The organism is Pseudomonas sp. MF6751, assembly GCF_016613265.1.
GTDB lineage: Bacteria > Pseudomonadota > Gammaproteobacteria > Pseudomonadales > Pseudomonadaceae > Aquipseudomonas > Aquipseudomonas fluorescens_BV.
In genome coordinates, this window is record NZ_JAENSV010000021.1 from 1 (window position 1) to 13,501 (window position 13,501).

Sequence of the window (13,501 nt, forward strand, 5' to 3'; positions counted from 1 at the left end):
ACACAGGCGTTGGTAATACTGGCCCGCAAGCTTGCTCGGGTGGTGTTCGCTCTGCTGAAAGGGCAAAGCGAATATCAACCAAAAGTTGGTTGAGGGTTGCCCCTCAACCATAGAATCTCCCACAGGGGTTCTGTGTAGACCTTTAGAACGCGTCGCCGGGGATGCGCACGTAGCCTTCCATCAACACCCGCGCACTGCGGCTCATGATGGCTTTCTTTACCACCCATTCACCGTCCACCTGGCTGGCCTCGGCCCCCACACGCAAGGTGCCGGACGGGTGCCCGAAGCGCACGGCATTGCGCTCTACGCCGCCCGCCGCCAGGTTGACCAAGGTGCCGGAAATCGCCGCGGCGGTGCCAATCGCCACCGCCGCGGTGCCCATCATCGCGTGGTGCAGTTTGCCCATCGACAAGGCGCGCACCAGCAGGTCCACATCGCCGGCCTTGATCGCCTTGCCGCTGGAGGCCACGTAATCGGCAGGCTTGGCGACGAACGCCACCTTGGGCGTGTGCTGGCGCTGGGCGGCTTCGTCCAGGTGTTGGATCAGGCCCATGCGCAACGCGCCATACGCTCGCACGGTCTCGAACATCGCCAGGGCCTTGGGGTCGCTGTTGATCGCGCTTTGCAGCTCGGTACCGGTGTAGCCCAGGTCTTGGGCATTGATGAAAATCGTCGGGATACCGGCGTTGATCAAGGTGGCCTTGAAGGTACCGACGCCGGGCACCTCCAGGTTGTCGACGAGGTTGCCGGTGGGGAACATCGAACCACCACCGCCCTCTTCTTCCGCCGCCGGGTCCATGAATTCCAACTGCACTTCGGCGGCCGGGAAGGTCACGCCGTCCAGTTCAAAGTCGCCGGTTTCCTGCACCGCGCCGTCAGTGATCGGCACGTGCGCGATGATGGTCTTGCCGATATTGGCCTGCCACACCCGCACCACGGCCACGCCGTTATGGGGTACGCGGGCTGCATCGACCAGGCCGGCACTGATGGCGAACGAACCCACCGCCGCCGACAGGTTGCCGCAGTTGCCGCTCCAATCGACAAATGGCTTGTCGATGGAGACCTGGCCGAACAGGTAATCCACGTCGTGATCGGCGCGGCTGCTTTTGGCCAGGATCACGGTCTTGCTGGTGCTCGAGGTAGCCCCACCCATGCCGTCGATCTGCTTGTCATAGGGGTCGGGGCTGCCAATCACCCGCAGCAACAAGGCGTCGCGTGCCGGGCCCGGCACCTGCGCCGCTGCGGGCAGGTCCTTAAGGCTGAAGAACACGCCCTTGCTGGTGCCGCCACGCATGTAGGTGGCGGGGATCTTGATTTGCGCTACGTGTGCCATGGTTATCCTCTTCAGGCGGTCGCCTTTGATTCCAGAAAGTCCTGGGCGAAACGTTGCAACACGCCACCGGCCTCGTAGATCGACACTTCTTCGGCGGTGTCCAGGCGGCAGGTCACTGGCACCTCGACACGTTCGCCATTCTTGCGGTTGATCACCAGGGTCAGTTGCGCACGCGGGGTGCGCTCGCCGACCACGTCATAGGTTTCACTGCCGTCGATTTGCAGGGTGTGGCGGTCGGTGCCCGGCAGGAACTCCAGGGGCAACACGCCCATGCCCACCAGGTTGGTGCGGTGGATGCGCTCGAAGCCTTCGGCGGCAATCGCTTCCACACCGGCCAGGCGTACGCCCTTGGCCGCCCAGTCACGGGACGAACCTTGGCCATAGTCGGCACCGGCGATGATGATCAGCGGTTGCTTGCGCTCCATGTAAGTCTCGATGGCTTCCCACATCCGCGTGACCTTGCCTTCCGGCTCGATACGCGCAAGAGAGCCCTGCTTGACCTTGCCGTTTTCCTGCACCATTTCGTTGAACAGTTTCGGGTTGGCGAAGGTGGCGCGCTGCGCCGTCAAATGGTCGCCCCTGTGGGTCGCGTAGGAGTTGAAGTCGACTTCCGGCAAGCCCATTTTCGCCAGGTATTCACCCGCGGCACTGTCAAGCATGATCGCGTTGGACGGCGACAGGTGGTCCGTGGTGATGTTGTCTGGCAGCACCGCCAGCGGGCGCATGCCTTTGAGCGGCCGTGCACCGGCCAGCGCGCCTTCCCAGTACGGCGGGCGGCGGATATAGGTGCTTTGTGGGCGCCAGTCGTACAGCGGCGTGACCTTGGGCCCGGTGTCTTCGTGGATGGCGAACATCGGGATATACACCGCACGGAACTGCTCGGGTTTCACCGAAGCCTTGACCACCGCATCGATCTCTTCATCGCTCGGCCAGATGTCTTGCAGGCGGATTTCCTTGCCGTCGGCGTCCAGGCCGAGCACGTCCTTTTCGATGTCGAAACGGATGGTACCGGCAATCGCATAGGCCACCACCAGCGGCGGCGACGCCAGGAACGCTTGCTTGGCGTAAGGGTGAATGCGCCCGTCAAAGTTGCGGTTACCCGACAACACTGCGGTGGCGTACAGGTCGCGGTCGATGATCTCTTGCTGGATCACCGGGTCGAGCGCGCCGGACATGCCGTTGCAGGTGGTGCAGGCAAAGGCCACCACGCCAAAGCCGAGCTTTTCCAGCTCATGGCCCAGTCCGGCTTCTTCCAGGTACATGGCCACGGTTTTCGAGCCCGGCGCCAGGGACGACTTGACCCACGGTTTGCGGGTCAGACCAAGCTTGTTGGCGTTGCGTGCCAACAGGCCGGCGGCGATCACGTTGCGCGGGTTGCTGGTATTGGTGCAACTGGTGATGGCGGCGATGATCACTGCGCCGTCGGGCATTTGCCCCGGCACGTCATCCCATTGGCCGGCAATGCCTTTTGACGCCAGGTCGCGGGTGGCCAGGCGGGCATGGGGGTTGCTCGGGCCGGCCATGTTGCGCACGACGCTGGAGAGGTCGAAGCTCAGGCTGCGCTCGTACTGCGCGCCTTTCAGGTCGTCTGCCCACAGGCCAGTGTGGCGTGCATATTGCTCGACCAGGGCGACTTGTTCGTCTTCGCGCCCGGTGAGTTTGAGGTAGGCAATGGTTTGCGCGTCGATGTAGAACATCGCGGCGGTGGCGCCGTACTCCGGGGCCATGTTGGAGATGGTGGCACGGTCACCCAAGGTCAGTGCCGAAGCCCCTTCGCCGAAGAACTCCAGCCAGGCGCCGACCACCTTTTGCTGGCGCAGGAATTCGGTGAGCGCCAGCACCATATCGGTGGCGGTGATGCCCGGTTGCAGCTTGCCGGTCAATTCCACGCCAACGCTTTCCGGCAGGCGCATCCACGACGCACGGCCGAGCATCACGCTCTCGGCTTCCAGGCCACCGACGCCGATGGCGATCACACCCAGGGCGTCTACGTGAGGCGTATGGCTGTCGGTGCCGACACAGGTATCCGGGAAGGCCACACCGTCACGCACTTGAATCACCGGAGACATTTTCTCCAGATTGATCTGGTGCATGATGCCGTTGCCCGGCGGGATCACATCGACGTTCTTGAAGGCCTTTTTGGTCCACTCGATAAAGTGGAAACGGTCTTCGTTGCGACGGTCTTCAATGGCGCGGTTTTTTTCGAAGGCTTGCGGGTCAAAACCACCGGCCTCGACGGCCAGGGAGTGGTCGACGATCAGTTGGGTGGGCACCACCGGGTTGACCTGCGCCGGGTCGCCGCCTTGCTGGGCGATGGCATCGCGCAGGCCGGCGAGGTCGACCAGAGCGGTCTGGCCGAGGATGTCATGGCACACCACGCGGGCCGGGAACCACGGGAAGTCGAGGTCACGCTTGCGCTCGATCAGTTGGCTCAGGGACGCGTCGAGGGTGGCCGGGTCGCAACGGCGCACCAGGTTCTCGGCGAGCACGCGCGAGGTGTAGGGCAGCGTGGCGTAGGCGCCGGGGGTGATTGCCTCGACAGCCGCACGGGCGTCGAAGAAATCCAGGCGGCTGCCGGGGAGCGGTTTGCGAAATTCAGTGTTCATCGTCAGGACTCGGTCACGGTAAGTTCGAAAGGTGAACTGTCGACACTGGCTTTGTTTCCTGTGGGAACCGGCTTACCTGCGATGGCATCACCTCGGTGTACCTGTCACACCACAGTGATGCCATCGCAGGCAAGCCAGCTCCCACAAAAAAGCACATGAGCCAGCGGGCACAGCCCATCCCATTCAGCGGCGTTCGATTGGCACGAACTTGCGCTGCTCAACGCCGGTGTACTCGGCGCTTGGACGGATGATGCGGTTGTTGGCGCGCTGCTCGAACACATGCGCAGCCCAGCCGGTCAGGCGCGAGCATACGAAGATCGGCGTGAACAACTTGGTCGGGATGCCCATGAAGTGGTACGCCGAGGCATGGTAGAAATCGGCGTTGGGAAACAGCTTCTTCTGTTCCCACATGGTCTTGTCGATGGCTTCGGAGACCGGGAACAACACGGTGTCGCCCACTTCGTCAGCGAGTTTTTTCGACCAGCCCTTGATCACCTCATTGCGCGGATCGCTGTCTTTATAGATCGCATGGCCAAAGCCCATGATCTTGTCTTTGCGCGCCAACATACCAAGGGTGCCTTCAACCGCTTCCTGGGCCGAGGAGAAACGCTCGATCATTTCCATCGCCGCTTCGTTGGCACCGCCATGCAGCGGGCCGCGCAGGGAGCCGATGGCAGCGGTGACGCAGGAATACAGGTCGGACAATGTCGATGCACACACCCGTGCGGTGAAGGTCGAAGCGTTGAATTCGTGTTCGGCGTAGAGGATCAGTGACACGTTCATCACTTTGACGTGCAGCTCGCTCGGCTTCTTGCCATGCAGCAGGTGCAGGAAGTGGCCACCGATGCTCGGCTCGTCGGTCACGCAGTCGATGCGCTGGCCCTCGTGGCTGAAGCGATACCAGTAGCACATGATCGCCGGGAACGCGGCGAGCAGGCGGTCGGTGACATCGCGCTGCACGCTGAAGTCTTTCTCCGGCTCGATATTGCCCAGGAACGAGCACCCGGTGCGCATCACGTCCATCGGGTGGGCGTCGGCGGGGATGCGTTCGAGCACTTCTTTCAGGGCCTGGGGCAAGTCACGCAGTTTGCTCAGCTTGTTGCTGTACGCGGCCAGTTCTGCCTGGGTTGGCAACTCACCGTACAGCAGCAGGTAGGCGACTTCTTCAAACTGGGCGTCAGCGGCCAGTTCGCGTACGTCGTAGCCACGGTAGGTCAGGCCGGCGCCGGCCTGGCCCACGGTGGACAGTGCAGTCTGCCCGGCGACCTGGCCACGCAGGCCAGCACCACTCAATACTTTTGCTTCAGCCATGTTCGTTCTCCAATTTTGTAGTTGTTCAGGGAACCACAGGGTTTATTTTTTCGCGGCAAACAGCGCGTCGAGCTTCTGCTCGAAGGTGTGGTAGTCGATGCGATCGTAAAGCTCCATGCGCGTTTGCATGGTGTCGATCACGTTCTGCTGGGTACCGTCGCGACGAATCGCGGTGTAGACATTCTCGGCGGCCTTGTTCATGGCACGGAAGGCCGAGAGCGGGTACAGCACAATGGAAACATCCGCAGATTTCAACTGTTCGGTGGTGTACAGCGGTGTCGCGCCGAACTCGGTGATGTTCGCCAGGATCGGCGCCTTCACGCGGGAGGCGAACAACTTGTACATCTCCAGTTCAGTGATGGCTTCCGGGAATACCATGTCGGCACCGGCCTCGATGCACGCGGCTGCACGCTCCAGCGCGGACTCCAGGCCCTCGACTGCCAGGGCGTCGGTACGCGCCATGATCACGAAGCTGTCATCGGTGCGCGCATCCACGGCGGCCTTGATGCGGTCGACCATTTCCTGCTGGGACACGATTTCTTTGTTGGGGCGATGACCGCAGCGCTTGGCGCCCACCTGGTCTTCGATATGGATGGCGGCGGCACCGAACTTGATCATCGACTTGACGGTACGCGCCACGTTGAACGCCGAGGAGCCGAAACCGGTGTCCACGTCCACCAGCAGCGGCAGGTCGCACACGTCGGTAATGCGGCGCACGTCGGTGAGCACGTCATCCAGGCCGGTGATACCCAGGTCCGGCACGCCGAGGGAGCCGGCGGCTACACCGCCACCTGACAGATAAATCGCCTTGAAGCCGGCGCGCTTGGCCAACAGCGCATGGTTGGCGTTGATGGCGCCCACCACTTGCAAGGGCTGTTCACTGGCGACGGCGTCACGGAAACGCTGGCCGGGAGTGCTGTTGTTTTTGGAACTCATGACTCACCTCGTGATGAAGGCGCACCGTCCGGAAAGTGACGGGCAATGTTGCGTTTGGAGGCGCCGATATGCCGGCGCATCAACAGTTCGGCCAGTTCACCGTCGCGATCGGCAATCGCGTCCAGAATGCGGTGATGCTCGGCAAAGGCCTGGCGTGGACGATTGGGGGTGGCGGAAAACTGGATGCGGTACATGCGCACCAGTTGATACAGCTCGCCGCAGAGCATTTGGGTGAGGGTGCGGTTACCGGCACCTTGAATGATGCGGTAGTGAAAATCGAAGTCGCCTTCCTGCTGGTAATAGCCGACACCGGCCTGGAACGCCGCATCCCGTTCGTGAGTGTGCAACACCTGGCGCAGCTCCTCGATCTCTGCGTCAGTCATGCGCTCGGCGGCCAGGCGACAGGCCATGCCCTCCAGGGACTCGCGAATCTCATACAGTTCGACCAGCTCGGCGTGACTCAAAGACACCACGCGTGCGCCGACATGAGGCACCCGCACCAGCAGGCGCTGGCCTTCCAGTCGATGGATCGCTTCGCGCAGCGGGCCGCGACTGATGCCGTAGGTGCGCGCCAGCTCCGGCTCGGAAATCTTGCTGCCGGGGGCGATTTCGCCTTTGACGATGGCGGCCTGGATACGCCGGAAGACGTTCTCTGACATGGTCTGGGAATCGTCTGGTGCCACCGCTGGTTTTTCCAGTTGCTCCAGCATATTGTCGACACCTTTAAAATCAATGCCGCAAAAACTAGCCAATACGCCTCTAACAGTCAAAGAATAAATACACATTGTCGACAATCGTCTAATAACTCCCTCATTCGCTTGCCAAGGCATGGCCGCCTGCCAGCGCTGGCGCCAAAAAAGCATCATGTTAGAATGCCCGCCGCTTTTGCCTGACATCAAATGATGAAAGGGCGCACCCGAGATTGCGCAGCAATGCCAGTCCCCATGAAATGAACAGTGCACTGCCCTGCCTCAGGATTTATGAGACTCAAGCCTTACCTACTAGTGATGTGCCTGCTGTGCATACCGAGCCTTGGCGCTGGCGCCGAGAAGACCGTGTACGGCCTGAATGAATACGCCAAGCTTGCGGGTATCGACCTGGAAGTGGCGGCCAAACTCGACACCGGCGCCAAGACCGCCTCGTTGAGTGCCCGCGATATCAAGCGCTTCAAGCGCAATGGCGAATCCTGGGTACGCTTCTACCTGGCCATCGACACCGCCCATTCCCACCCCATCGAACTGCCCCTGGCGCGCGTCAGCAAGATCAAGCGCCGCGCCGGCGACTACGACCCCGATGAGGACAAGAACTACACCGCCCGCCCAGTGATTGCGCTGGATATCTGCATGGGCAGTGCTTTACGCAGCATCGAAGTGAACTTGACTGACCGCAGCGCATTCCAATACCCGCTGCTGATTGGCTCCGAAGCCTTGAAACGCTTTGATGCGCTGGTCGACCCCAGTCTTAAATATGCAGCAGGCAAACCCGCCTGCGCCGCCGACGCTTAATACCGCCGAGTAAACCGAATGCGCTCTCTGACCCTGCACCTGAAAATCCTGATCACCTTGCTGGTGGTGCTGGGCATTTCGGTCACCGCTTATCAGATCTTCGTGCTGGGAATTCCCGTCACCGAAGATGCCACCGACGACTTGTGGAACATCGACGCCAAAGTCGAGTTCGTCGCCAACCCGAAAGACCCGGTCAAGATCCAGATGTTCGTGCCGCCCTTGAGCCGCGACTTCGTCAGCCTCAATGAGAGCTTTATCTCGAACAACTACGGGGTGAGCGTCAACCGCATCGACGGCAACCGCAAGGTCACCTGGTCGGCGCGTCGGGCCAAGGGCAACCAGACCCTCTATTACCGCCTGGTGCTGACCAAGCGCTACAGCGGCGAAAAGGTCAAGATCAAAGGCCCGACCTTCCGCGACAGCATGCCCGTGGAAGGCCCCGAGAAGATCGCCGCCGAAGCCTTGCTGGCCCCGATCCGCCAGCACTCGGCCGACGTCGAGACCTTTATCAGTGAAGCCATCAAGCGCACCAACAACCTCAACGACGACAATGTGAAGTTACTGCTGGCCGGCGACCCCTCGACGCCGCACAAAGCCAAGATCGTCGAACTGCTGCTGTCTATCGCCCACGTGCCGGTAGAGAAAGTCCACACCATCCGCCTGGTGGCCGACCAGCCGCAAACCCCGGAACTATGGCTGCGCAGTTTCAACGGCAACGACTGGCTGTACTTCAACCCGGAGACTGGTGAACAGGGCCTGCCCGCCGACCGCCTGCTGTGGTGGACCGGCGATGAAAACCTGATCACCGTCGATGGCGGCAAGAAAGCCATGGTGACCTTCAGCCTGAACAACAGCGAGATGAACGCCATCCGCCTGGCCAAGCTGACGGACGAAAACACCGACGCCAACTTCCTCGAATACTCGCTGTACGGCCTGCCGCTGCAAACCCAGCAGACCTTCATGATCATGGTGATGATCCCGATAGGCGTGCTGGTGATCTTGATCCTGCGCAACCTGATCGGCCTGCAGACCCTGGGCACCTTCACCCCCGTACTGATCGCCCTGGCATTCCGCGAGACCCAGCTGGGCTTCGGGATTGTGCTGTTCACGATCATCACGGCACTGGGCCTGTCGCTCCGGTCGTACCTTGAACACCTTAAACTGCAGATGCTGCCGAGGCTGTCGGTGGTGCTGACCTTCGTGGTGGTGCTGATTGCCGCCATCAGCCTGTTCAGCCACAAGCTGGGGCTGGAACGCGGCTTGTCGGTGGCGCTGTTCCCGATGGTGATCCTGACCATGACCATCGAACGCCTGTCGATCACCTGGGAGGAGCGTGGCGCCAACCATGCGCTGAAAGTGGCGATTGGCACGCTGTTCGCTGCGTCCCTGGCGCACCTGATCATGAGCGTGCCGGAGTTGGTCTACTTCGTATTCACCTTCCCGGCGATCCTGTTGATTCTGGTGGGCTTCATGCTGGCCATGGGTCGCTACCGCGGCTATCGCCTCACCGAGCTGGTGCGTTTCAAGGCGTTCCTGAAGGCTGACTCTTGATGTTCGGCTTCTGGAAGACCTGGAAGGCCCTGGAAGCGCGGGGGATCATGGGCATTAACCGGCGTAATGCCGACTACGTGCTCAAGTACAACAAGCGCAGCCTGTACCCCATCGTGGATGACAAGATCATCACCAAGGAACGGGCCCTGGCGGCCGGCATCCACGTGCCGGAAATGTACGGGGTGATCTCCACCGAAAAGGAGATCGACAAGCTCGACGAGATTATCGGTGGGCGCAGCGACTTCGTGATCAAGCCCGCCCAGGGTGCCGGCGGCGACGGCATCCTGGTGGTGGCCGACCGGTTTGAAGGGCGCTATCGCACGGTGTCCGGCAAAATCATCAGCCATGAGGAGATCGAGCACCAGATTTCCAGCATCCTCACCGGCCTGTATTCCCTCGGCGGCCACCGCGACCGCGCGTTGATCGAGTACCGCGTGGTGCCCGACCAGATCTTCAAGAGCATCAGCTATGAAGGCGTGCCGGACATCCGCATCATCGTGCTGATGGGCTACCCGGTGATGGCGATGCTGCGCTTGCCCACCCGCCAGTCCGGCGGCAAGGCCAACCTGCACCAGGGCGCGATCGGCGTGGGTGTAGACCTGGCCACCGGCCTGACCCTGCGCGGCACCTGGCTGAACAACATCATCACCAAGCACCCCGACACCACCAACGCCGTCGATGGCGTGCAACTGCCCAACTGGGACGGTTTCATGAAGCTCGCCGCCGGCTGCTATGAGCTGTGCGGGCTGGGTTATATCGGCGTGGACATGGTGCTGGACCAGGAAAAAGGCCCATTGATCCTCGAGCTGAACGCTCGGCCTGGGCTGAACATCCAGATTGCCAACGATTGCGGCCTGACTTTGCGCACCCATGCGGTGGAGGCACGGCTTGAAGAGCTCAAGGCGGCCGGGGTGACAGAAACCCCCGAGGAACGGGTGAAGTTCGTGCAGGAGATGTTCGGGCATATTCCGCCGGTTGAAGGCTAAGCAGCGCATCGCAGGCAAGCCCGGGCTCGATAGGTGGGGGCTGGCTTGCCTGCGATAGCTTTCTGACAAGCCATTTGCCCCTCAGGCTATACCCTCTATCGAGCTATCACCGACATCCCCTCTAGGAGCAAGTCCTACAGAGGACTACAATCCCCTCCCCCCCGCCACTGGCTGATTCACCCTCGCATGTCGACCTGCTCCGTTTACCCCTTACCCTACCGGGCCAACCCCGCCGAGTACTTTGCGGCTATTCGCCATGCGCCTGGCGCGGTGCTGCTCGACAGCGGCCGCCCGGCTGCCGAGCGGGGGCGTTATGACCTGCTCAGCGCCTGGCCCGAAGCGACCTTGACGGTTGGGCCGGATGAACGCGGCAGCGATTTCCTGCAACGCCTGCGCGAGAACCTGGCGCAGTTGGGTGAGGCGGCCCTGCCTGCTGGCGTTGAATTGCCATTTGCCGGCGGTTTGATCGGTTACTTGAGCTATGACTTCGGCCGGCACTTGGAACAGGTCTCGCGCCTGGCCGTGGACGACCTGCATCTGCCGGATGCGCGCCTGGGGCTGTATGCCTGGGCACTGGTCAGCGATCACCTGGCGCGCACCAGCCAACTGGTGTTTCACCCAGTGCTGGCCGATAGCGAGCGGCAACGTCTGATCGCCCTGTTCAGTCATGCAACAGGTGACACCCCCACCACCTTCAAGCTCCAGGGCACCATGGCGCCGGACCTCAGCGTGGATGCGTACCAGCAGGCCATCCTGCGTATCCAGGATTACATCCAGGCCGGCGACTGCTACCAGGTCAACTTTGCCCAACGCTTTCGTGCGCCGTACATCGGCGATCCATGGGCAGCCTACTGCGCGCTGCGCGAAGCCTGCCCGACGCCGTTTTCCGGGTTCCAGAGTTTGCCCGATGACGGCGCGGTGCTGAGCCTGTCGCCGGAGCGCTTCGTGCGCATCAGCGAAGGCCAGGTCGAAACCCGCCCGATCAAGGGCACACGGCCTCGCGGTTTAACACCGGAAGAGGACGCTGCCAACGCCGCTGAGCTGCTCGCCAGCCCCAAGGACCGCGCAGAAAACCTGATGATCGTTGACCTGCTGCGCAACGACCTCGGCCGCAGTTGCCGAATCGGCTCAGTGAAAGTGCCGGAGCTGTTCAGCCTGGAAAGCTACCCCAACGTGCACCACCTGGTGAGCAGTGTCACTGGCATATTGGCCGACGACAAAGACGCCCTCGACCTGATCGCCGGCAGCTTCCCTGGCGGCTCCATTACCGGCGCGCCAAAGATTCGCGCCATGCAGATCATCGATGAGCTGGAGCCCACCCGCCGCGGGTTGTATTGCGGCTCGCTGGTGTACCTGGACGTGCGCGGCGAGATGGACAGCTCCATCGCGATTCGCAGCTTGCTGGTCAAGGATGGGCAGGTGTGTTGCTGGGGTGGCGGCGGGATTGTGGCGGATTCGCAGTGGCAGGCGGAGTATCAGGAGTCGCTGACGAAGGTGCGTGTGTTGTTACAAACGTTGGAAAATCTGTAGGGCACAGCCCCTTCCTAGCGTTCGAGTAGAACGCCATGCGATAGAAAAAGCCTGAATCAGAACCGCTGTGGACGGGATAGACGCTTGCAGATAGCGTCCGGAACGACCGTCCACCCGCCACCTGTGAAGGATCACATGAAGCGACTACCTCCTCGTCTGGAAATATTTCCGAGATTGCCTATCCACGCAATCGCACCTATGATCTCCCAAAACGGGAGGTTGAAGCGATGCGGATAATCGCTCTATCTACCCTACGAATATTCTGGGAAAGCCATTCAGCTTATAGCGACGCCAGAACACCGCTGGTCGAGTTGTATCGGCACATGGAAAAGGCCAATTATCCAACACCGCAAGCACTCAAGGCCGAACTCAGAACAGCGAGCATTCTTAAGGGTGGCAGGGTCGTGTTCAACGTTGGCGGCAACAAGTATCGAGTGATCATGACGATCGACTACCAGCGACAACTAGGGTTTATACGGTTCGTGGGGACCCACGCTCAGTACGACCAGATCAACGCGGAGACTGCGTGATGAACATCAAACCTATTCACTCCCAGGAAGACCTGACTGCGGCACTCGTACGAGTCGAGCAGATATGGGGAGCACCACCCGGCTCGCCTGAAGGTGATGAGCTGGAAATCCTGGCAGTCCTCATCGAGAAGTACGAAGCCGAGCATTACCCCATGCCCCCTTCGGATCCGGTAGAGGCTATCAAGTTTCGCATGGAGCAATTGGGCATGACCGCACGCGATCTGGAGCCGTTTATCGGCACCAGTGGGCGGGTGTCAGAGGTGCTGAACCACAAGCGCAAGCTGAGCCTGTCGATGATCAAGCGTCTGCATGAAGGCTTGCGTATTCCTTATGAGCGCTTGCTGGCCGAGGGTAAGGCGTGACGGCGCCGACGCCATCGCAGGCAAGCCCGACTCCCATAGTTGACCGCGTCGTTTGACGTTACATGGTCAAAGGTGGGAGCTGGCTTGCCTGCGATGGGGCAATCAGCCGCGCCGCATAACTTACAGGCTCAACTGCCGATTCGACGCCTTGATAAACTCTTTCTTCAGGTCTTCAAACGTATGCACCGCCGGGAACTGCGGGAATTCGCGAATCACATTGTCCGGCGCATGGAACAGAATCCCACGGTCAGCTTCACCCAGCATGCTGGTGTCGTTGTAGGAATCACCGGCAGCGATCACGCGGTAGTAGAGGGTCTTGAATGCCAGCACCGATTGGCGCTTGGGGTCTTTCTGGCGCAGTTGGTAGCTCACCACCCGATCGTTTTCATCGGTGATCAAGCGGTGGCAAAGCAAGGTCGGGAAACCCAGCTGACGCATCAGCGGCTGGGAGAACTCATAGAAGGTGTCGGACAGGATCACCACCTGGAAGCGCTCGCGCAGCCAATTGACGAACTCAATGGCGCCGTCCAGCGGCTTGAGCGTGGCGATAACGGCCTGGATATCGGCCAGCTTGAGCCCATGCTCGTCGAGGATGCGCAGGCGCTGTTGCATCAGCACGTCGTAGTCGGGGATGTCACGGGTGGTGGCCCGCAGGGACTCAATGCCGGTTTTCTCGGCAAAGGCGATCCAGATTTCCGGAACCAGTACCCCTTCCAGGTCAAGGCAGGCAATTTCCACACGACACTCCTGTTAGATGTTGTTAGTTGAGCGAGCAAAAGGACTGCCGAACTCTAGCGACTCAAGCCCGCCGCCGCAACGCGGGACAGTTTTTGATACCATCGCCCTCCTAG

The 13,501-nt window shown here is 61.1% G+C and carries 12 protein-coding genes; 6 read left to right on the top strand and 6 right to left on the bottom strand.

The features are described from left to right. Positions 1 to 142 precede the first annotated feature (142 nt). The 5 genes from prpF to JJD66_RS17510 all read right to left on the bottom strand — a co-directional run bounded on the left by prpF (position 143) and on the right by JJD66_RS17510 (position 6,896). Positions 143 to 1,333, bottom strand: a complete 1,191-nt coding sequence (gene prpF, locus JJD66_RS17490) for a 2-methylaconitate cis-trans isomerase PrpF (RefSeq protein ID WP_200648660.1) — start codon at positions 1,331 to 1,333, stop codon at positions 143 to 145. A gap of 11 nt (positions 1,334 to 1,344) precedes the next feature. Beyond that, positions 1,345 to 3,939: a Fe/S-dependent 2-methylisocitrate dehydratase AcnD gene (gene acnD / locus JJD66_RS17495; protein WP_019820558.1), complete on the bottom strand. Its 2,595-nt coding sequence runs from the start codon at positions 3,937 to 3,939 to the stop codon at positions 1,345 to 1,347. A 183-nt stretch (positions 3,940 to 4,122) separates the two neighbouring features. Then, positions 4,123 to 5,250 carry a bifunctional 2-methylcitrate synthase/citrate synthase gene (gene prpC / locus JJD66_RS17500; RefSeq protein WP_096143556.1) on the bottom strand — a complete coding sequence of 376 codons (1,128 nt, stop codon included), beginning with the start codon at positions 5,248 to 5,250 and terminating at the stop codon, positions 4,123 to 4,125. A gap of 42 nt (positions 5,251 to 5,292) precedes the next feature. Then, positions 5,293 to 6,186 (bottom strand): methylisocitrate lyase, encoded by an 894-nt coding sequence (prpB, locus tag JJD66_RS17505; RefSeq protein ID WP_034128348.1) that lies wholly within the window; start codon positions 6,184 to 6,186, stop codon positions 5,293 to 5,295. Then, the gene (locus JJD66_RS17510; RefSeq protein ID WP_003193321.1) at positions 6,183 to 6,896 is read right to left on the bottom strand and encodes a GntR family transcriptional regulator; all 714 of its coding nucleotides are present in this window, start codon (positions 6,894 to 6,896) and stop codon (positions 6,183 to 6,185) included. The genes prpB and JJD66_RS17510 overlap by 4 nt, the downstream gene beginning before the upstream one ends. A gap of 270 nt (positions 6,897 to 7,166) precedes the next feature. Here JJD66_RS17510 and rloA point away from each other — a divergent pair, with 270 nt between their 5' ends. The 6 genes from rloA (at position 7,167) to JJD66_RS17540 (ending at position 12,650) form a co-directional block, all read left to right on the top strand. Continuing rightward, positions 7,167 to 7,691 carry a retropepsin-like aspartic peptidase RloA gene (gene rloA / locus JJD66_RS17515; RefSeq protein ID WP_014719501.1) on the top strand — a complete coding sequence of 175 codons (525 nt, stop codon included), beginning with the start codon at positions 7,167 to 7,169 and terminating at the stop codon, positions 7,689 to 7,691. 18 nt (positions 7,692 to 7,709) lie between these two features. After that, positions 7,710 to 9,242 (top strand): osmotic stress tolerance membrane protein RloB, encoded by a 1,533-nt coding sequence (gene rloB, locus JJD66_RS17520; protein ID WP_105227806.1) that lies wholly within the window; start codon positions 7,710 to 7,712, stop codon positions 9,240 to 9,242. After that, the gene (locus tag JJD66_RS17525) at positions 9,242 to 10,228 is read left to right on the top strand and encodes an alpha-L-glutamate ligase-like protein (RefSeq protein WP_003193326.1); all 987 of its coding nucleotides are present in this window, start codon (positions 9,242 to 9,244) and stop codon (positions 10,226 to 10,228) included. The genes rloB and JJD66_RS17525 overlap by 1 nt, the downstream gene beginning before the upstream one ends. Positions 10,229 to 10,414: 186 nt before the next feature. Continuing rightward, complete coding sequence (gene pabB, locus JJD66_RS17530; protein ID WP_200648661.1) at positions 10,415 to 11,758, top strand: aminodeoxychorismate synthase component I; 1,344 nt, start codon at positions 10,415 to 10,417, stop codon at positions 11,756 to 11,758. Between the two features lie 227 nt (positions 11,759 to 11,985). Then, the gene (locus JJD66_RS17535) at positions 11,986 to 12,288 is read left to right on the top strand and encodes a type II toxin-antitoxin system HigB family toxin (RefSeq protein ID WP_105227810.1); all 303 of its coding nucleotides are present in this window, start codon (positions 11,986 to 11,988) and stop codon (positions 12,286 to 12,288) included. Next, the gene (locus JJD66_RS17540; protein ID WP_105227812.1) at positions 12,288 to 12,650 is read left to right on the top strand and encodes a helix-turn-helix domain-containing protein; all 363 of its coding nucleotides are present in this window, start codon (positions 12,288 to 12,290) and stop codon (positions 12,648 to 12,650) included. The genes JJD66_RS17535 and JJD66_RS17540 overlap by 1 nt, the downstream gene beginning before the upstream one ends. 120 nt (positions 12,651 to 12,770) lie before the next feature. Here the strand turns inward: JJD66_RS17540 and thrH are convergent, their stop codons facing one another. Further along, entirely contained in the window at positions 12,771 to 13,388 is a 618-nt protein-coding gene (thrH, locus tag JJD66_RS17545) for a bifunctional phosphoserine phosphatase/homoserine phosphotransferase ThrH (protein ID WP_014719505.1), read from the bottom strand. Positions 13,389 to 13,501 lie beyond the last annotated feature (113 nt).

What these genes read in the sequence shown, in the direction of transcription:
- prpF (WP_200648660.1), bottom strand. Translation starts at nt 1,333, where the DNA reads ATGGCACACGTAGCGCAAATCAAGATCCCCGCCACCTACATGCGTGGC.
- acnD (WP_019820558.1), bottom strand. Translation starts at nt 3,939, where the DNA reads ATGAACACTGAATTTCGCAAACCGCTCCCCGGCAGCCGCCTGGATTTC.
- prpC (WP_096143556.1), bottom strand. Translation starts at nt 5,250, where the DNA reads ATGGCTGAAGCAAAAGTATTGAGTGGTGCTGGCCTGCGTGGCCAGGTC.
- prpB (WP_034128348.1), bottom strand. Translation starts at nt 6,186, where the DNA reads ATGAGTTCCAAAAACAACAGCACTCCCGGCCAGCGTTTCCGTGACGCC.
- JJD66_RS17510 (WP_003193321.1), bottom strand. Translation starts at nt 6,896, where the DNA reads ATGCTGGAGCAACTGGAAAAACCAGCGGTGGCACCAGACGATTCCCAG.
- rloA (WP_014719501.1), top strand. Translation starts at nt 7,167, where the DNA reads ATGAGACTCAAGCCTTACCTACTAGTGATGTGCCTGCTGTGCATACCG.
- rloB (WP_105227806.1), top strand. Translation starts at nt 7,710, where the DNA reads ATGCGCTCTCTGACCCTGCACCTGAAAATCCTGATCACCTTGCTGGTG.
- JJD66_RS17525 (WP_003193326.1), top strand. Translation starts at nt 9,242, where the DNA reads ATGTTCGGCTTCTGGAAGACCTGGAAGGCCCTGGAAGCGCGGGGGATC.
- pabB (WP_200648661.1), top strand. Translation starts at nt 10,415, where the DNA reads ATGTCGACCTGCTCCGTTTACCCCTTACCCTACCGGGCCAACCCCGCC.
- JJD66_RS17535 (WP_105227810.1), top strand. Translation starts at nt 11,986, where the DNA reads ATGCGGATAATCGCTCTATCTACCCTACGAATATTCTGGGAAAGCCAT.
- JJD66_RS17540 (WP_105227812.1), top strand. Translation starts at nt 12,288, where the DNA reads ATGAACATCAAACCTATTCACTCCCAGGAAGACCTGACTGCGGCACTC.